Origin of the sequence: Actinomyces sp. HMSC075B09, assembly GCF_001812395.1 — a bacterium.
Taxonomy (GTDB): Bacteria; Actinomycetota; Actinomycetes; order Actinomycetales; family Actinomycetaceae; genus Gleimia; species Gleimia europaea.
Window position 1 is genome coordinate 446,037 of record NZ_KV808731.1, and the last position, 19,503, is coordinate 465,539.

General features: G+C 58.7%; 15 protein-coding genes. 7 read left to right on the forward strand and 8 right to left on the reverse strand.

The annotated features are described in order from the left end of the window. Nucleotides 1-16: 16 nt before the first annotated feature. Together HMPREF2854_RS02895 and HMPREF2854_RS02900 are read right to left on the reverse strand one after the other, a co-directional pair. Nucleotides 17-1,588, reverse strand: a complete 1,572-nt coding sequence (locus HMPREF2854_RS02895) for a hypothetical protein (RefSeq protein WP_070618721.1) — start codon at nt 1,586-1,588, stop codon at nt 17-19. After that, on the reverse strand, nt 1,585-1,827 hold the full coding sequence (locus tag HMPREF2854_RS02900; RefSeq protein WP_148130877.1) for a hypothetical protein: 243 nt from the start codon (nt 1,825-1,827) through the stop codon (nt 1,585-1,587). Before HMPREF2854_RS02900 ends, HMPREF2854_RS02895 begins: the two co-directional genes overlap by 4 nt. Nucleotides 1,828-1,994: 167 nt before the next feature. On the opposite strand from HMPREF2854_RS02900, the gene purB reads away from it, so the two are divergent. Continuing rightward, nucleotides 1,995-3,416, forward strand: coding sequence for an adenylosuccinate lyase (gene purB / locus HMPREF2854_RS02905; protein ID WP_070619540.1), 1,422 nt, complete (start codon nt 1,995-1,997; stop codon nt 3,414-3,416). Nucleotides 3,417-3,514: 98 nt separating this feature from the next. Here the strand turns inward: purB and HMPREF2854_RS02910 are convergent, their stop codons facing one another. Continuing rightward, the gene (locus tag HMPREF2854_RS02910; RefSeq protein WP_070618727.1) at nt 3,515-4,075 is read right to left on the reverse strand and encodes a hypothetical protein; all 561 of its coding nucleotides are present in this window, start codon (nt 4,073-4,075) and stop codon (nt 3,515-3,517) included. Beyond that, on the reverse strand, nt 4,068-5,627 hold the full coding sequence (locus HMPREF2854_RS02915) for an alpha/beta fold hydrolase (RefSeq protein WP_148130878.1): 1,560 nt from the start codon (nt 5,625-5,627) through the stop codon (nt 4,068-4,070). Before HMPREF2854_RS02915 ends, HMPREF2854_RS02910 begins: the two co-directional genes overlap by 8 nt. Nucleotides 5,628-5,781: 154 nt before the next feature. Between HMPREF2854_RS02915 and HMPREF2854_RS02920 the strand changes: the two genes are divergently transcribed. Together HMPREF2854_RS02920 and HMPREF2854_RS02925 are read left to right on the forward strand one after the other, a co-directional pair. Beyond that, nucleotides 5,782-6,012, forward strand: a complete 231-nt coding sequence (locus HMPREF2854_RS02920; RefSeq protein ID WP_070618733.1) for a heavy-metal-associated domain-containing protein — start codon at nt 5,782-5,784, stop codon at nt 6,010-6,012. After that, nucleotides 6,009-8,378, forward strand: coding sequence for a heavy metal translocating P-type ATPase (locus tag HMPREF2854_RS02925; RefSeq protein ID WP_070618736.1), 2,370 nt, complete (start codon nt 6,009-6,011; stop codon nt 8,376-8,378). Before HMPREF2854_RS02920 ends, HMPREF2854_RS02925 begins: the two co-directional genes overlap by 4 nt. 61 nt (nt 8,379-8,439) lie before the next feature. Here HMPREF2854_RS02925 and HMPREF2854_RS02930 read toward each other — a convergent pair whose 3' ends face one another. Then, the gene (locus HMPREF2854_RS02930; protein ID WP_070618739.1) at nt 8,440-10,404 is read right to left on the reverse strand and encodes a DUF6541 family protein; all 1,965 of its coding nucleotides are present in this window, start codon (nt 10,402-10,404) and stop codon (nt 8,440-8,442) included. A gap of 20 nt (nt 10,405-10,424) precedes the next feature. Beyond that, nucleotides 10,425-11,219, reverse strand: a complete 795-nt coding sequence (locus HMPREF2854_RS02935) for a DedA family protein (protein WP_070618742.1) — start codon at nt 11,217-11,219, stop codon at nt 10,425-10,427. Nucleotides 11,220-11,346: 127 nt separating this feature from the next. Between HMPREF2854_RS02935 and HMPREF2854_RS02940 the strand changes: the two genes are divergently transcribed. The 4 genes from HMPREF2854_RS02940 to HMPREF2854_RS02955 all read left to right on the forward strand — a co-directional run bounded on the left by HMPREF2854_RS02940 (nt 11,347) and on the right by HMPREF2854_RS02955 (nt 16,443). Continuing rightward, complete coding sequence (locus HMPREF2854_RS02940) at nt 11,347-13,908, forward strand: lysylphosphatidylglycerol synthase transmembrane domain-containing protein (protein ID WP_070618745.1); 2,562 nt, start codon at nt 11,347-11,349, stop codon at nt 13,906-13,908. Between the two features lie 95 nt (nt 13,909-14,003). Beyond that, complete coding sequence (locus HMPREF2854_RS02945; RefSeq protein WP_070618748.1) at nt 14,004-14,789, forward strand: DsbA family protein; 786 nt, start codon at nt 14,004-14,006, stop codon at nt 14,787-14,789. A gap of 3 nt (nt 14,790-14,792) precedes the next feature. Next, nucleotides 14,793-15,647 (forward strand): cytochrome c biogenesis CcdA family protein, encoded by an 855-nt coding sequence (locus HMPREF2854_RS02950; protein WP_070618751.1) that lies wholly within the window; start codon nt 14,793-14,795, stop codon nt 15,645-15,647. Continuing rightward, nucleotides 15,637-16,443, forward strand: a complete 807-nt coding sequence (locus tag HMPREF2854_RS02955) for a hypothetical protein (RefSeq protein ID WP_070618754.1) — start codon at nt 15,637-15,639, stop codon at nt 16,441-16,443. The genes HMPREF2854_RS02950 and HMPREF2854_RS02955 overlap by 11 nt, the downstream gene beginning before the upstream one ends. Here HMPREF2854_RS02955 and HMPREF2854_RS02960 read toward each other — a convergent pair whose 3' ends face one another. Together HMPREF2854_RS02960 and HMPREF2854_RS02965 are read right to left on the reverse strand one after the other, a co-directional pair. After that, nucleotides 16,444-17,667, reverse strand: a complete 1,224-nt coding sequence (locus HMPREF2854_RS02960; RefSeq protein ID WP_148130879.1) for a CapA family protein — start codon at nt 17,665-17,667, stop codon at nt 16,444-16,446. 26 nt (nt 17,668-17,693) lie between these two features. After that, nucleotides 17,694-19,493 (reverse strand): alpha/beta hydrolase, encoded by a 1,800-nt coding sequence (locus HMPREF2854_RS02965; RefSeq protein WP_070618761.1) that lies wholly within the window; start codon nt 19,491-19,493, stop codon nt 17,694-17,696. Nucleotides 19,494-19,503: the final 10 nt, after the last annotated feature.

A 19,503-nucleotide genomic window follows, 5' to 3' on the forward strand; every position in this document is an offset into this window, starting at 1 on the left:
TGTAGGACGGCCAGCGTTACCGCCTTGTAAACGTGTAACGCTGGCCGGTTGTTTCACTATTTGCGGTGAGCCCAAGGGCACGCTCACGCCTCTCATTCCACGCCTGCAAGTCCGCGTTCCCCTGCCCCTCCGCGCTTCTCGCATCTAGCGCATACTGGGTTAGCGAATGTGCATCTTTCGCCCTCCCGGGCGAATAGACCGCGATTTTCGAAGGTGAGGTTTGTTGCCTCGCCCCATCTAAAGACGCCACAAAATCATCGGCATTCTCATAGGAGAGCACCAGCGTTGAGTTTGGAATCGGCATCGTTGAAATGGGAGATCCAGCCGCCACCACACTGGCCACCTGAAAGCGAGTGTTGAACACCGGGTTTGCCGCCATCGCGCCTGCCACCATGCCGCCCTGTGAGTGCCCGGCAAGCTCCACCACATCGCCGGGTTGCGCACCCTCCAATTCCAGCGCCGCCATTATCGCCGACTGCTCATCGGCCGGAACCGCAGCCATCAACTGCAGATTCGCCTGCAGATCCTTCGGGTTAGGTGTGCCCGGCGTCCACTGCTGCGTGCCCCGCACGATCACCGACCAAGAGGGCCTTCCCTCCCCGTTGTTGTGACGCAAAATCTCAAACTCGCCGTGCGTAGAGTCATCTCCCTTTGCACCGTCAGCAGTTGGATGCATGCGCATTTCTCGCACTCGTTCCACCAAGTCGCTGGCCTTGCGCGGTGTGGCCACCCTGGAGGGCGGGCCTGAAGCGGGGCCACCAAGCGCACCCACCGGTAGGATCGTTGCGGTTAGCGGCGGGTATAGCACCTGCTGAACGTTGGAAGAAAGCTTTGCGTCACGGCGCAAGTTAAACCCCTCAAGGCCGTATTTGTACGAGTCGCGGCTCCACACGAGGGCCGGAGTAGCTGATTCAGATCGATGCATGACCAGGTTGCCTTTGTAAGTTCCCGTTAGCTTCTCAAGCGTGGGGTAAACCTGCGTGAGTATCGCCGCTGAACGTTCCAGCGGAGTGTCCGCACCCCGCAGCAACCGCCCGCGCTGCGCCGCGAGCGTAGCGAACGAGACGGCCGTACTTACCCGATAATTTGTGACGTCAGAAAAGCCCCACGTAGCAGCAGTCAGGGCACGCGCATACCAATCCGCGTTCGAAATGAGGGGGCTCAGGTGCTCGCCTAAAATCCCCATACCTGCCTGCGCGCGATCGGCGATCCCCAGGTTGGTTGGCTGCAGGCCAAGCATCTGTGCAAATGTCAGGGTTGCGGCCCCCTCGGCCCCCTCATATACGTCGGCTCCGAGACTTAAACTCGCCGCTAAACAGCTCATGTTTTCGCGCGCTACCTGGAGCAAACCGGCCACGTCCGACAGATGTGAGCTTGCGTGCAAGTAGCCGGCTCCTCCCATATCAAGCGCGCCGCTGAACCCGCCGGAAAACAATGGTTCAAACTGGAGGGCTCCCGCGCTAGCCACCACCCGGGCCTGAGCCGAATCTAACGCTCCTGCCGCAAGTCCCACCAGGCGCGCCCCATTCCGCACGCTTCCCGCGTCGACGCGCACCGGCCCCGAGTCGATAAACACCGCGCTACTCATAGCGCCCCCAAACACGCAGCGCTCATCTGCGCGTAATAGTTCACCCGAGCTGCAACGACGGCCTCTCGCGCGTCAAACAGGCGGTGGCGCAACTCCACCAGTTGTCCTATTTGAGCGTTCAGTTGCGCATTCGCCGCTCGCGCGGCCTCACCGTCCCACTCCATGCGCACGCCCGCCGCGTACGAGATCGCCAAATCTAAAGCCTGCAGGCCAGCCTCAGCCTCCAAAATTGCATCCATAGCGCCAAACCTAAAAACCTTCCCCGGCCCGTAGCGCAACTGATTTTCAAAGTCGTGGATACACCCTCACACGCAAGTGTTGTGGACGAGTAGCCAAAAGCCGGACCGGCGTCCAAAACCTGCCCGCTTTATGCCACGATGAAGACATGGCGTATGCAAACGAAACAATGCAAGACATGGCTCAAATGCAGCCCCCAGTCGCACTCGGTGCACTAGATGGACGCTACCGCGGCGCGGTGGCACCACTTACCAACTACTTCTCCGAAGCCGGCCTAAACCGGGCGCGGGTATACGTAGAGGTGGAATGGCTCATCTACCTGCTGGACAACAACGTCCTACCCGGGGCGCCGAGCCTCACCGACCTCGAGCGCGACTATCTGCGCGCACTCACCTGCGATTTCAACTCGGGCACCATCGCCGAACTTGCTAAAACTGAGGCCGTCACGCGACACGACGTCAAAGCCGTCGAGTACTACATCAAGAACCGGCTCGAAGCCGCGCCTTCCGAACTTGGCGAAACCAGCCTGCCGAGCCTGCACGAGGTAGTGCACATCTTCTGCACCTCCGAAGACATCAACAACCTGGCCTACGCCCTCGTCATTCAAGCCGGCATCCAAAACGTTTGGCTACCCGCCGCCCGCGGCCTCAAAGATGATCTACTTACCCGTGCCCGCGAGAACGCCGACGTACCGATGCTTTCACGCACGCACGGACAGCCGGCCACCCCCTCAACAATCGGGAAAGAACTCGCCGTATTTGCCTACCGCCTGGGCAGGCAAATCAAACGTGTAGAAAACACCGAATACCTGGGTAAAATCAACGGCGCCACCGGCACCTTTGGTGCCCACATTGTGGCCGTTCCGGGCGCCAACTGGTTTGAGATCTCGCGCGGATTCGTGCAGCACCTGGGGCTCACCTGGAACCCCGTTACCACGCAGATTGAGAGTCACGACTGGCAGGCCGAACTGTACGCCGACATTGCGCGCTACAACCGCATCGCGCACAACTTCGCAACCGATGCGTGGACCTACATTTCGCTGGACTACTTCCACCAAAACCTCGCGGCACAAGGATCCACCGGGTCCTCCACGATGCCGCACAAGGTGAACCCCATTCGCTTTGAAAATGCCGAGGCGAACCTGGAGATTTCCAGTGCCCTCCTTGATACCCTCGGTGCCACCCTGGTGACCTCGCGTATGCAACGCGACCTCACCGACTCCACCACGCAGCGCAACATTGGCGTTGCCATCGGGCATTCCCTACTTGCCCTCGATAATCTCCAACGAGGCCTGGCCGGCATTGACATTAACGCTGAGAAGATGGCCGCCGACCTTGACGGTAACTGGGAGGTGCTGGGCGAAGCCGTTCAGCAGGCCATGCGCGCGGCGTCCATCGCGGGAGCCAGCGGCATGGAAGATCCGTACGAGCGCCTTAAGGAGCTCACTCGTGGCAACCGGGTAACCGGCGATCAAATGCGTGAGTTCATCAAGGGCCTGAACATGCCCAGCGACGTCGAGGAACGCCTGCTTGCGCTCACCCCCGCAACCTACGTTGGGCTCGCCGCAGACGTAATCAACTACGTGGACTAGCGCACTTAAACGAGGAGGCGCGGACACCGCAAGGGTCCGCGCTTCCTAACAATTCTGACTACACCGGGTTGGCCGTGTTTGCGGCTTCTTAGAAAAACTCACGGCTTCCACGTAGGATCCGCGGCCGGCGCTCCAAACCGCTCATACAGCTCGTAGGGACGCGCAACCTCATCTGGGAAATCCAAGTCCTTCAAAGTCCACTGCTCACCCGGACTCGACAGTGTCACCTGCAGCGCAACCGGACTCTTGGGCGCACCATCCCACACGTAGCGAGCCACGCGCTCCAACAAATCCGCTGGCGAAACCGGCATCTGCAAGAGCTCAACCGACGTGCGTACAAGCAGGGGTTTACCAAACGACTGCTTTGTCTCCACACCAATATCTGCCAGCCCCGGCACTCGCTCCAACTTGGCGTGCAACAGCTTCAACAGCTGCTGATCCTGCCTCGACGCGGCCATCGGCTTCAAATACTTCACCGCAGCCCCCGCACCTACAGCCGCCACCCCCAGGCCGCCAATAAGCACCGGATTGCTAATAGTTGGCATTCTGCGCGAGCGGCGCGCACCAGCCTCAAACTTGTTCACCGGCAAGTTCTCACCCATGCTGCGCACAACCCTGCGCCACCTATCAATGCCAGACAGCGGCCGTGGATCAGTCATCGCGCCTCCCTTTACCCATTCTGCGCTCTTTCCATTGTGCCAGCGCTGGCCGCACCAAAGTGGTAACCCGGCGATCACTAACCTCACTACCAACCAGCGAGGGAGGATAAACACCCTCCGGCATTTCCGCAAACACCTCAATCGCCTCCTCTAAATCAGGACCCGAACCGCTCAGCAGCTCTTGAACCACCTCGTACACATACACGCGGGAGGGCTCGCTCTCACGCGGCAAAAATGGTTCAATGCGCTCCACCATTCGTCCAATCCGCGATTGCGGCGACACCTTGGCACGGCGTTCCATCAAATGAACCGTTTCCGTATAGGTCGACGACGCATGCGCATAAAAGAGGGCGCCGGTGCGGGGGCGAATCAAATGCCGGCCCACAACCACGCGGTCATCCACCCGGCGACGCGGGCGGCCATCAAGCGAGGGAACTACGTCCTGGTCATGTTCCAACGTCAATGCCGCAACATCGCGCGACACGCGAAGCCTACGGCCCGGCGTTCCCAAAGTGACCACTGCGCGCACGTTCACCTTTCGCGGATGCTTATCCGCCAAAGAAAGCGCCACCATGCCGCCTTGCGAGTGGCCCATTATCACCACCGGCTCGCGCACCATGTCGCGCTCACTCACTCCCTCCAACGCCATCGCGTGGCGAAGCGCCGCTACCACACCCGACTGCATTGCTGATGTAAGGCCCAAAACCTCGCGCACATTCGTCTCCGGATCCGCGGGATTCAGCGTAGACGCGGGGTCCATGTGGTCCGTTCCGGGAAGCGAAATCAACCACCTGCGAAGCTGCCCCTCGCCCACACTCGTGATCTTCACCGGCTGACCCATGCCCTCAATCCAGTACATGTCGTCAATATCGGCCGCCATGTCCGTGAGCGTTCGCGGCGCCTCCAACCTGCGCGGACGCACGTTAGGGGTGCCCGTGGGCAGATCCAAAAACTCGCCGTTTCGGTACCACAAATTCGCTGTTACCGTTCCCCCACGGAACCAGCCCACAGCTGTACCAATGGTCAGATAGCTAACCATCAGCGCCTCAAAATCTCGCTTTGGCACCAGCGGAAGCATTCTTGCCGCCCGGCCGTCCCCATCCAAGCCAAGTGCGATCTTCGCGCGCAGGTAACCTCTGCCAGCCTTTACCGGCACACGCCACGCCCGCGCAAAGGCCTGCACCACCAGCGTGTCCAAACCCGGATTATCAAAGAACCGGCGCTGTGCGTCCTCCAACAACTCCTCACCCTGGCGAGCAGAGAACTCTCTTATGATGGCCTTCGCCGCGGGAGGTAGCGGGGCGGCCTCGGCAATCATTGAGAGTGCAAAATGCGCCCCCACCTGTGCAACCAGTGGCCCCAACACATCTAGGGCGTCACCCAGCCACATCGTCTCGGGCACCCTGCGCGCCCCGTAATACCTAGGCGTCTGCCGGTGCCTACGCGGCGTCACATCCGCGTCTTCCGCTATCGGCGAACGCTGCCAAAAACGCCCAGAAAGCAGTGCTTCACGGCGCGCGAGAAGTCGAGAAAGCCGCGACCTGCTGGCCATAACACCATCCTTCCGAGACGAAAATACCTGGTTATGAACACCACTTTAGCGCCCCACTCTACCTGTCGACACTGCAGGCTTTGGGGGCTACTCTTGAACGTGGAACACGCGTTTTAGGCGAATATTCGCGCAAAATTACATCTAGGAGAAGCAAATGACGAACATTGATCTTGACGTCAAAGGCATGACCTGTGGACACTGCGTCATGTCCGTAACCGAGGAGCTATCTGAAATCGGAGCCGTCGAATCTGTAAACGTAGACCTTTCCGGTAGCGCCGACGTAGCGTCCAAGGTGCACGTAAGCACCACCGACACTGTCAGCGACGATGAGCTACGCGATGCTATTGCCGAGGCCGGATTCGAACTCGCAGGTATCAACCGATGATCTCAAGCCCGCTGCCAGCCCGATCTCCACAAGTTGGTGAAGCAACCCGTGAGCGCGCCAAAGACCTAAAGAAGAGGTTAATCGTAGCCGCAGTATTTGCGACTCCTGTGATGACCCTTTCTATGGTTCCCGCACTCCAATTCCCCGGCTGGCAGTGGGCGGTAGCCGCAATGTCCGCACCCGTCGTGGTGTGGGCAGCGTGGCCCTTCCACGTTGCGGCCGCCAGAGCGGCAAGACACGGCTCTTCGACCATGGACACGCTGGTATCCATGGGCGTGATTGCCTCCACGCTCTGGTCTCTTTGGGCCCTATTCTTTGGCGGAGCAGGCCACATTGGCATGACCATGAACATGAGTTTCATGCCTCGCCACGCCTCCACTAACCACGCTGAAATCTATTTTGAGGCCGCCACGATGGTGGTCACCTTCCTACTTGCCGGTCGCTACGCGGAAGCCCGCTCGCGCTACCGCGCAGGAGATGCTTTGCGTTCCCTCTTGGAACTTGGCGCTAAATCCGCCAATCGCGTTAAACCAGAGGGAGGAATAGAGGTTGTACCCGTTGACGCCCTCCAAGTTGGCGACAAGATTGTGGTTAAACCCGGCGAGAAGATTCCCGTTGACGGCACTATCGACACCGGTCACGCCGCCCTCGACACTTCTTTACTTACCGGCGAATCTATTCCCGTTCACGTTGGCCCAGGCGATGCGGTAACCGGTGCCACGATCAACACTGACGGCCAGCTGACCATTACCGCTACGCGTGTTGGAGCAGAAACCACACTGGCTCGCATCGGCCAAATGGTTACCGCAGCGCAAGCTGGCAAAGCCCCTGTGCAACGCCTCGCCGACCGCGTCAGTGCAGTATTTGTACCCGTCGTTATTGCGATCTCCATCCTGACCCTAATCGGGTGGCTGGTCTTCGGACCGGGCGTACAACCGGCCGTCACCGCTGCCGTAGCCGTACTCGTTATCGCATGCCCGTGCGCCCTTGGCCTGGCAACCCCAACCGCACTACTGGTTGGATCCGGCCGTGCCGCCCAGCTCGGTATCGTCATTAAAGGCCCCGAAATCCTTGAGTCCACGCGCGAAATCAACATGATGGTTTTGGACAAAACGGGAACTGTAACCAAAGCGCAAATGCATGTAACGTCCCATTTTGGGCCAGACGAAGCCCTGCGCATGGCCGCGAGCGTGGAATCCGGTTCATCCCACCCCGTTGCCACCGCAATTACAGACGCATTCGAGGCCGACGCCGAAGCCGAAGGTTTCGTAAACCATGCCGGCTCTGGCGTCTCTGCAACGGTTGGTAACCAGCGCGTGTTTGTGGGCAACCCCGCGTGGATCGAAGATGTTGGCTTTTCCTTGGAGAGAGTCCAGGAAGCTATTTCAGACGCTCAGCGCGGCGGCGCCACGGTCTCGGTAGTTGCAACCACCGACCTCGCCAATGTGATTCTGGGTGAAGAACACCAAGTAGTAGCGGTGGACGCTAACGATTCTGGGGCCGACAAATGGGCCGTGGATCTTAGCGTTGGAGGGATGACCTGCGCGTCATGCGTGAACCGAGTGGAACGCAAACTCGGCAAAATTCCAGGAGTTAGCGCGCAGGTAAATCTGGCCACCGAAGCAGCTCACGTTGTTCTTGACGACGCGGCGATAACCAATGAGCAACTGATTGAAACCATTGAAAAAGCCGGATACACCGCCTCTTTAACGGGCCGCACACTAATGCGCGAAGGCGAGGCGACACACACCTCGGTGACCACTACGGGCTGGCAGGAAGCCCGCGTCAGTGAAGGATTTGCAACCGCTGTCATTGCTGTTGCGGACGAGGTCAAAGAAACGTCTGCCGAGGCTATCTCGCAACTGCGAGAGCTGAACATCGAACCTGCACTACTTACCGGCGACAACGAAAATGCTGCCAACCAGGTTGCCCAAGAAGTGGGTATCGATCAGGTTTACGCGAACGTTCTGCCCGATGAAAAACGTGACATAGTGGCCCGTCTTCAAGCTCAAGGACATAACGTCGCAATGGTTGGCGACGGCGTGAACGATGCTGCCGCTCTTGCCCAAGCTGGTGTCCAAGGCCTCGGCATGGCCATGGGTTCGGGTACCGAAGTCGCAATCGAGGCAGCTGACATCACACTTACCGGCTCCGACCTGCGCTCGGCTGCAACCGCTATCAAAATCTCCCGCAAAACCCTGCGCATAATCAAACAGAACCTGTTTTGGGCGTTTGCCTACAATGTTGCGGCCATTCCCCTAGCCATCGCCGGACTCCTCAACCCCATGATCGCAGGAGCCGCCATGGCTGCCTCTTCCGTCATCGTCGTAAGCAACTCACTAAGACTGCGCAGCGCGGAAAAATAGGCTTGCACGAGGGCTAGCCGGAGGTTTGCAGGCGGTCTAGCCGGAGGTTTGCAGAATTTAACTACCTGCAGGCCGTCAGCTCGTACAGCGTTCCCCCGTCAACACTCTTCACAACTTCAAAACCGTGAGACGTATCCACCCCGTAAAAGCCCGGGCGAACCTCGGAGCGCAGCGTGCGATAGTACGGCCTGTCCGCACCCTCGTAAAAGTGGGTTACGCCAATCCGGTTAAGAGTTTCACACACCGATGGATCTGTGTGTAGCTGATTGAAACTCCACTGCAAACCGCGTACGTCCGCATCTACATCCGCGTTAGACAAGCCCGGAAACACCACGCGCACGCCTCCAAGCGACTGGAAATATACCGTTCCTACCGACGGATCACCCAGCACCAACGCGTCACCGGGCAACACAGATCCGGCCTCACGGAACAAATCGAGCTGCTCACTAGACGCCATACCTGCCGGGCCCAGATTCTGCGGGTCATAAACCGAACGCACTGCCAACGACCTCGAATCAATAGCGCCAACGCCACTCAATACGACTATCAGCAGCACCGGAAGAGCCCTATGCATTGACTTCTTTTGCCGCAACCACGCCGAAAAGCGCATAGCGCCCAGCGTGAACAAAAGCACCATCACAACCTGCATTGCACCCATCAAGCGGCGCGGATCTGAATACCACGGACCGGTCAATATCTGCAGGACGAAGTTTGGCGCGTACGCCAAGAAAACAAGAACCGCGAACATCGCCCACGTGCCAATCAGCCAGCGGGACTTCGAAAGCTTTCGCGCACGCATCAAACCAAGCACCAACAACCCGGCAAACACTGCCATCGCAAGTACAAAACCCGGTGCCAACGGGAACGGCGGAACCGGCATAAACGGGCGTACCAGCGCGTCTATCAGTGAGCGCCGGCGTTCGAACGTGGCCGTTGCAAGCGTCCGCGGATTAAACACCGCAAGAGCCGTTAACAAGAGGGCACCGCCCATGGATACACCCAGAAATGCGGCCAGGCCGCGGCGACTAGCCTTACGCGCACCCCGCATAAGGCGAACCATCGCGGCCGTCAAGGGAACAAGCACAAACACCAGCGCGTTGAAGAACGAAATCGGATGGATCGCAACCGCACCCAGCGCAGCGAGCAGGAACAGCGTGGTCCAAATCGTGGTGGCGCGCCACTGATTGGAAGAAAACAGGGTTCGCACCCATGCGTTTCCAACCACCCACGCCAGCGTCAACAGGCCGGGCAGTAGCGCCATTGAAACCGCGTTAGGCCACTGTGCGTACATTGACACGAAGTCAGCTGGGAAACTCAAAGTAAGCGACGCGAGCACCGGCGCCGTGAGGGTTGCCACGCGATTATCCCACAGGTAGTGCGCCAGGGCCGTCATCCCCACAATCCACCAAACCAAAAGCGCCAAGGAAGACGTATTCACCGTCTGCACAACAGTTGAAGGCGTTGCAAACAAAGCTGCAAACGCGTGCCACATAGACGGATAATAAGTGCGCGCCTCACCCATCAGGGAGAACATAGGAGACAAACCAAACAGCGAACCGTCACCCGAATGCACCATCTGCCACACGCCGTTGTAGTGGAACGACGGATCCCACTGTTGCAGTGGATTACGCGGATCAGCAAACACCAGCAGCGGTAGCGCCGCAATCGCGACAGCACCCGCGATAGCGCCAATCAGGGGCCAATCCCACCTCGCAGGCGAAGTCCCGGCAGCCACCGCGCGGCGTCCTCGACGAACAATCAAATCAACTACAAATCCAGCGGACGCAACCACCATAAGCGCGGTCACCGCAAAGCCCGCCGTCCAGCGGATACCCAAATGGGGCGCCAGATTAGCCAAAACCGCAAGCAGGCCAAACGCCAGGAGCGGCGCGGCGGCAAGTTGCACCAGTGTGCCCACTCGTCGATCCGCAAAACGGAAGCTAAAAACGCGCAACCACATCCATCCTGGAAGCGCCACAACCAGCAACATTGCCACCAAAATTGGCAGTTGCAAAACCCAGTACATCCGCTAACCTAACGCCGGTTTTATTCCGAATCAGGCAGAGAAGTAGAGGTAGAACTAGGCGAGGACGAAGGCTCCTCGTCATCTCCAACAACAGCCTCGGCAATCTGCTCCGCCACATCGAACTCGTTCTTACTACGAATCCGATGTAACACGTACTCGAACACCATCGGCAAGAGCGACACGAAAATGATCACGAAAATGATCACCGTCAAATTGTCATGAATAAACGCCACGCCGCCCAGCGCCGCTCCCACCAGCGTGAGGCCCGTACCCCACAGCAGTGCGCCCAACAGGTTCCACAGCGTGAACCGCATGTGGTTATACCGCGCAATGCCTGCCGCAATCGGCACGAACGTGCGCACAAACGGCACAAAACGGCCGATCACCAACGAGCGTCCCCCGTAGCGCACAAAAAAGTTCTCCGCCTGCACCAGATACTCGGTTTTCAACACCCGCGCGTCATCCTTAAACAGGCGCCTACCCCAGTGATGACCAATGTAATAACCCACCTGCGAGCCAGCCACCGCGCAAACCGTAATCGTCGCCACCAACACAAACAGGGACAATCCCAGCTGGGAATGCAACAAACCCGCGGAAAATACAAGAGAATCGCCCGGCAAAACTGGAAACAACACGCCCGATTCAATAAACACAATCAGCGCGACGCCAGCCAGAACCCACGGCCCCATCGCAACCAGCAACGTCTCCGGATCCTTAAACCACTCAATCACCGTCTCCAACCAAGACGGCGCACCCGGCACCACATGCAAAACTAAATCCGAAATCGCATCAGCAAAAGCAAAAGTAAGCGACAAGGAATCCCCCTAACAACAGTTCGACAACAGCCTAACCGTGCCCGCAAACAAAGCCTCCACAGAAAACACAAGTGTTGTTAGGTTCACCAAAAACCATTATCAGGCCAACTCAACGTAAGCTGTAACCATGAGCGCAACCCCAGTAAGCTACGAGCCCACGCCCGTATCGCGCCTACGCGGCCCCGTGCTCGTTGCCGACCGGCGCAGCACTCGCGCACGTCGCACCCGCGACCTCATTGACGCAACCCTGGCACTCCTTGCCATCGCGCTCATCATCTTCATCGGCGCCTTCGCTCAATCCACTACCATCGCCGTCACCGAAGACGTCCGTAGCGCTCTATCCGGTGTACTCCGCCAAATCCTGCTCCTGCCCCTCACCCTCGTCGAATCCGTCGTGGTCCTGGCCGCCCCCATATTCATCATCGTTCAACTAGCCATCCGCGGACGGCTGCGTCAAATCGTTGAAACCATCATCACCACAACCGTCACCGCGCTACTCATGACCGCGCTGATCTCCGCCGGCCCCCACCTCCCCTCCGAAATCACCGGCCCCCTAACCATCACCAGCATCACCAGCACATACCTGGCCCTCGATACGCTCATCGCCGTCCTGGCCGCATTCCTCACCAGCGCATCCGAAGCCTCCGAATCCAAAGCCGTACGCTACACGTGGATATTCCTCTACGCCATGGCATTCATCTACGTGCTCCGCGGCACCCTCACCCTTCCCTCCGCCCTTGTCACCCTCCTTATCGGGCGAGCCATCGGACTACTTTCACGCTACGTCCTCGGCTACCGCGAAGAACGCGGCGGCCCCACCGACCTCGTTGACGGACTCCTCCAAATCGGCATCACGCCCACGCGAATCGTTCGCGCCGACCTTGACACCGAGCAGCACCCCCTTGAAACCACCATCGTCACCGAAAAACCCGGCGACCAAAACAGCTGGAGCACCGCCTACCTTCCCCTCATCGAAAGCCCCGAAGCTGCCGCCGAACACGACCTAGGCACCCTCGAATTCAACACTCTGAAAAGCCTCGCCGCCGAATCCGACCGCCACTACGTCTGCTGGGACACAACCGGCACCCAATACGACCTCATCGTGCTCGACCCCGACACCGAATACACCTCCCTCATCCACGACCTGTGGAGCAACATCCGGCTGAAGAACCTCAGTCGATGGATCGCGCCATCCCTACAAGCCACAGCTGAACGCGGCCTGCTCGTCAAAATCTCCGCACACAACGCCGGCGTTATGACGCCCAAGCCCATCGCCGTCACCTCCGCCGGCAGCTCCGTATTCACCGTCCAAGAACCCGTCTTCGACGCCACCCCCCTAACCGAACTTCCCGCCGAACGCATCACCGACCAAATCCTCGACCGCTTCTACACCGAACTAAAACGAGCCCACCACCGCGGTATCGCCCACCGCTCCATCACCGCCACCTCACTAGCCGTAGATGAAGGCGACCGCACGTGGATCCTCGGCTGGGACGAAGGCCAAGTTGCCACCTCCAACGTCAACCGCCACATTGACATTGCCCAAATGCTCACCGTCCTCGCCCTCATCACCACACCTGAACGGGCCCTCGCCTCCGCGAACCGCGTGTTCGGCCAACGCACCCTGCAACTCACCGCGCCCGTACTTCAAAAAGTTGCGCTGCCCGCCCCCACGCGCGCGAAGCTACGCCGCTCCGGCCTTCTGACCGAACTGCGACAAAACATGATTGGCGAGATTCCTCCCCAACAGGTGCCCGAAACACCGCTCACTCGTTTCTCACTCAAAACCGTCATCCTCGCCATCATTGGCGTCATCGCCCTGTGGGTCATCCTCGGATCCCTCAACTTCGAAGCCGTATACGAGGCCGTGCAAACTGCCAACCCCTGGTGGATTCTTGGCGCCTTCGCCCTCGGCCTACTCACCTACGTGGGTGCCGCCATGCCACTGTCCTGGTTCGTACCTGAAAAACTCCACCTGCGTGAAACCACACTCGTTCAAATTGGTGCATCCGTCGTATCTCTCGTTGCCCCCGCCGGTATTGGACCCGCTGCACTCAACCTGCGCTACCTAAATAAACGCGGCGTCTCCACACCCGTTGGTCTAGCCACGGTTGCCCTCATCCAATTCACCCAATTCGCCACAACCGTCATCACGCTACTGCTCGTCATCCTTGTAACCGGACGCTCCACAACCCTTGAAATTCCATCCGGCACCCTCGTCTACGTGATAGGCACAGTAGTCACAATCGTGGCGATCATCCTCGTCATCCCCAAACTGCGCAACATGATCTGGGAGAAAATCCAGCCCAGCTGGAACCAAATCTGGGAACGCCTCGTGTGGGTAGCCAGCCAGCCAAAACGTCTAGCAATCGGCGTACTCGGCAACCTCGTCATGACCGTCTCCTACGTCGCCGCATTCGGCGCATCCCTCGCCGCATTCGGCTACAGTCTTGACGTCACCACACTGGCCATCACATTCCTTGCCTCCACCTCCCTCGGCTCCGTCATCCCCGCACCGGGCGGCATCGGCCCCGTCGAAGCCGCACTCACGGCCGGCCTCACCGTCGCGGGTATCCCCTCCGGTATCGCCATCTCCACTGCCCTCGTCTACCGCCTCGTAACCTTCTACGCCAGGGCGCCACTAGGCTGGATCGCCCTGCGCATCCTGCAGCGCCGCAACCTCATCTAGCCCCCAAATCCGTGACGCGGGCACACCAATCCGCGAAACAACTAATAATCCCCGCCGAAGATGACAAGCCACGCAAGTTATGTGAGTGTTTAGACATGGAAAAGACTTCAACCACCACTCTCAAGAACATCCTGATCGTCATCGCGATAATCCTCGCCATGGTGATCTCGTTCTTCCTTGGTCGCGCAAGCGTTAGCACGCCAGAAGCACAGCCAGTACCTAACGAGCAGACAACGGCCGCGACGGAACCCGAAGCAGCGCAATCGCAGGATGAGCGCCCCCAATACTCCAACTCGCAAGAAAAGCCTGAAATTCTGGAACTACTTCGCGCCCAACCGCGGCGCGAAGACGGCGATCCGCGCGCATTGGGCAAAGTGGATGCTCCCGTCGTTATGGTGGCCTACGAAGACTTCTCCTGCCCCATGTGCACCGTCTTCTTCACCAACGTCTACCCGCAGCTCAAACCCCTCGTTGACGAAGGCAAACTGCGCATCGAGTTCCACGACCTCACCATCTTCCCGAACTACGGGTCCGACAAAGCCGCACACGGCGCACGAGCCGCCGCGAACCAAGGCAAGTTCTGGGAATACACCGAAACCGCCTACGACATGGCCGGAGCCGGCAATCACCCCACCTACGACGACGCAAAAATCCTCGAAATTGCCCAGACCATTGGTATTACCGACCTAGACAAATTCGAAGCCGACTACAAAGCACCCGAAACTGCGGCCTCCGTCAAAGAAGAAACCGACCATGCCATGATGAAAATCGGCATCACCGGCACGCCATTCTTCATCATCAATGACGCGGTAATCTCAGGTGCCCAACCCGTCGACTACTTCATCAACACCATCCAGCGCCAGCTAGAACTAGCAGGATAACCCATGGAAATCAGCTACCTAGCTGCCTTCCTTGGCGGCGCCCTCATGATCTTCGCGCCCTGCGCTGCCATGCTCCTCCCCGCGTTCTTCGCGTACGCCTTCACCTCGCGAAAAACACTGCTCGCCCGCACCCTCGTATTCGCCCTCGGCGTCATCATCGTGCTGGTCCCTCTCGGAGCTTTCGCGGGTAGCCTCGGAGCCCTCATCCGCAGCTATTCTCAAACAGTGACCCTGGTAGCCGGTCTACTCATCATGGCGCTCGGCATCATCCAAATGTTCGCCATCTCTATACCCACGCCGCGCTGGGCATCCTCGCTCATGGCCCCTAAATCAGCGGGCAATCAAGAGGGCGGTGCAGGGGCGCCTACCAACCTTGCGGTATTCCTGCTGGGCATCGGCTATGCCATCGCCGGCGTGGGGTGCTCCGGGCCGATCCTCGGTGCGGTTCTCTCCTTCGCCACCCTTGGCGGGTCCACTCTGACCGGCGCCCTGCTCATGGCCACCTTCGCGATAGGCATGGTCCTGCCCGTTGCCCTCCTCGCCCTCCTATGGGAACTGTTCAACCTCAGTGAAAAGAGCTGGCTCAAACCCAAACCCGCCAAACTACTTGGCCGGTGGACCACTCGCATGAACATCATTTCCGGCACCATCTTCGTCATTCTTGGAGCCGTACTCGTATTCTTTGGCGGACAAGCCGGGTTGCCCTCCATCCTCACCGCAACGCAACAAGTCGAACTAGAATCAAAGATTATAAGTAGCGTTGCCGGCGTGCCCGGATGGCTCTTCTTCGCATTCGCGGCCGTCCTCATCGCCCTCATCATCGTAACCGTGAAAGAAAGGCGAAACCGTGGCAAGTGAAACGCGAAGACTCTGGATCAGACTGCTGCTCCAGTACTTCGCCGTATACGCCCTTGTTTTCGCAACTACCCTTGCCGGCCACTTCTGGGTAGTTTCCAACGGCTACGAGCCCCTTCCCGCCTTGCTGCGTCTGCGCGAGCCAATGTTCGCCATTTACGAGGTTGCAATCCCCATGATTCTCGGGGCAATGCTCGTCAAGTACTTCGCGGTGCGCGCCCACCTCACGCACATCATCTGGCGCGAACCCGAATACGTGCTCCCCAAGAACGGGGGCAAGGCTCCTACGCATGCTCCGCCCCTCGACACCTCGGATGATCTTCTACTGGGCACCGCACTATCGTCAGAACCCGAACCACTCTACGAAATCAACGTCCAACCACGCATTTCACGCCTGTGGTGGCTGGCTGGAACTCTCGCAACACTCGGCGCCCTCATAGTCATCACATTCGGCCTTGCCGACAGCGAAGTCACCCCCACGGGTGCCATAACCGGCCTCTTCGCCGCTTTCTGCTGGGCATTCACGCAAGAATACCTGCTACGCGGCCTCGTGATTGCTCAGGCTCGCAAACTCTCCCGTACCGACGCAAAACCGTTACTTGCCTCTCTACTGCTTTCAATCCTGTGGATGATTCCCATCGCCACCACCGCACCCTCCCTCACTAACGGCGTGATTCTCGTAATCCTCGGGCCCGTTCTCGGCGCCGGCACTTTCGCGCTGCGTCGCATGTTCACTACGCTATGGGCAGCAATCGCAGCTCAATTCCTGTTCATCAGCGCGTTCTACGTGCTGATCTAACTAGCGGCGCTCAATCACCCTTGCAGGAACGGCCGGATTCGCGGGCGCCTGCGTGATCTCCTTCGCGTCCCCCATCACCTCTTTCAAATACCCGTAGTACGCGGCATTTGTCTGATTCGACAGAAGTGATTCCGGGTGATCCGCCTGATTGTAATTCGCAGCAACGTACACGTGGTTCGTGTCCGTATCCAACACGAGGCCGGTATAGCCCACCTCATCCACAGTGGCAGCTCCTTTAGCGGGAACCGTGATGGTTGCTTGGGCAATGTAACCGTTCTGCGTTCCCCAGCCCATGTGCGGCCCCATGTTTGACACGAGGTTGCCCGTACCGAAGAACGCCCACATTCCCTGGCCTTCAACTCCGCCTTCAAACTGTTGGATAGGTTGCGGTACGTGCACATGGTGGCCCAGGTAAAGATCAACCACGCCAGAATCTGCAAGCGTTTGCGCCCATTCCACCTGCTGTTGCGATGGTTCCGCCTGATACTCAATGCCGCCGTGCGCGGAAACGATCACTACATCGGCTCCCTCGCTTCGCGCCTGCTTTGCCAACTGAATCATGCGGTCCGGGTTATCGATGTTCACCAGCCAGGGGTTTTGCTCGACCTCGGGAACATACTCATAGTTCAACCCGTACGTATACGCGAGGTGGGCAACTAAAATCTTGCGGCCCGCGCGTTCAAGCTCGTAATACTGGATGGGAGACTGCTCGGCAGACACCGACGTGCCCACAGCTCCCAGACCGTTCTCCTGCAGAATCTCCACCGTCTCAACAAGGCCATCCCAACCTCGATCCCACGAATGATTCGAGGCCGTTGAGCAACCGTCATACCCCAAACCAACCGTTGACTTAGCCCACCCAGCCGGCGCGGCAAAAACCGGGTACCCGTGCGCAGAAGCCTCATCTCGCGTCAGTGGAACCTCCTGGTGACAAAGCGCCAAATCCGCACCCTCTATAAACGGCCTTATATCCGCTACCAACGGCGCGTAATCATAAGAACCATCAGCCTGAATCGAATGCTCCACCACCGGCATGTGCGACAGCACATCACCCGTACCCACAACCGTGAAAGTCACCGGCTGGACCTCAGGCTCAGTGGGCTGCGTAGCCGCAAGTGTAGGCTGCGTTTCGACAACCGGCTCGGCCTCGTGCGAAGGCGAACAAGCGGCCAACCCCAACGCGGCGGCCAACGCTAAACCAATCAGTGGCCTAAAGAACCTCACCAAAACCACCCGCCCCTCACTATCTGCTAGTCGTACAAATCACTACTAATTGCCGTAGAAATGGCACTCTCTACATTCGAGTCAAACCACGAAATATCTGCTCCACGATACGGATTTGCCCCCGTATAGCGCTGCGACTCCCCATTATTCACGAGGCCAAGCACCTCGGCCCACGCAGGAATGAACTCGCGGTGATAAACGTGGCCATGCCCGTCCGCCGCCAAACCGGCAACGGGAAGATCCGCACTCACCTGAATGAACGTGGCTAGTCGCGTCCACTGCATGTCCGGATTCAAATCCGAAGGCGGGCGCTCCTTAAGCCAATCTGGCTCGCGACGGATAATGTTTGTGTTCCACCACACCACCGGGTCCGTAGCATGCTGCAACACTGCGACACGCGGATACTGCCACTGGGGCAGGTCTCGCCCATAAATATCGGCCCGCAAATCCTCCGGCTTCGTAGCGAAACGAATATTATGCCCGCTACTCACCACCGGCGCGATCATCGGGCTACCCCCATTGCGCTCACGCGTCAGCTTCTGCCACAGCCGCGTCACATTAGGCGTTCCCGCCCACACCGCGCCATCCACATTTTCGAGCAGGCTAGCTTCATCCTCGAAAATCGACTCCGACCCAAACGCGCCCAAAGACACGCCCTGAAGATAAACCGCGGGACGCTCATCCTCGGGAAGCTTATTCACTTCATCCATCACAGCTTCAAACAAGATTTTCGAGGCGGTAACCGGCTGGTCGAACTCACGCAAGAACGCGATGGCAGAAGGCACGTACGAATACTGGGTTGCGACAATCGCGCAATCTCCGCCGGTCAAATACTCGAACGGCTGAACAGACCATTCCTCTACCCAACCGGTGCCCGTAGTGGTCACAATCATGAGCGCCGAACGCGACAGGGCGCCCGTGCGCTGCATCTCGGCAGCCACCACGCGGGCGCTCTCTTCCAAACTGCGATGCTCGGCCAAACCCGCGTAAATACGGATCGGCTCCATCGCCTCGCGGCCCGTCACCTCCTCGATCTGTTGCGCTCGCGGCCCTTTAGACAGGAATCTTTTGCCCTGCTTGCCAATGTTGTCCCAATTCTCATACGAGTAGATCGAGCCCGACCGCTGCGGTAAAACCGGACGAGTCACACCCGCCTCTTCCGCCTGATCCACTGCCGCAAACGTACGATAGGCGTACTCCATGCCGCGCGTGAACAACACGTCTGAGATCAAGAAAGTGGACAGCACAGCCAGAATCACCGTAGCTACAATGGCCGCGCCCCACCTGGGAAGCAGGCGTGACGCCCATTTCGCAACCCAACGCCACAGTCCGACAATCAAAATCGCGAGCCCTGCGATTACTGCGGCCGTTAATATGGCCATCGCGGTTGCAGCCAGATAGTCAATAACACTCAGAGGCGTAAAACCCATGAGCCTGGCAGCGCGATTATTTGAGATGAACGACCTCACCAGCATCCACGCAGCCCACGAACCGATGACTATCGAAAGTATCCATTTGCCAGCCCTCACCCACTTCGGGTTCGCGCTGATCCGCACGTCAGCACCGCGCCAAATACGACTCAGTAACCAGCCAGCCAGCGCACCAACCGCATAACTAACCTCGATCACAATGCCCGAAACCACGCCCTGCCACCACCACATACGTGGCAACAAAGACGGCGACATCGAGATTACGAACATTATCGCCGCAAGCGCCATTCCGGCCCGCGACGATGGTGAAAAATCTGAGAGCGTGGATACAAATCGCTTGAGACGCGACGTGCTTTGGCGTGCAATCTCCACGTTTGTTTGGCGAGCTGTATCCACGCTCTCGATC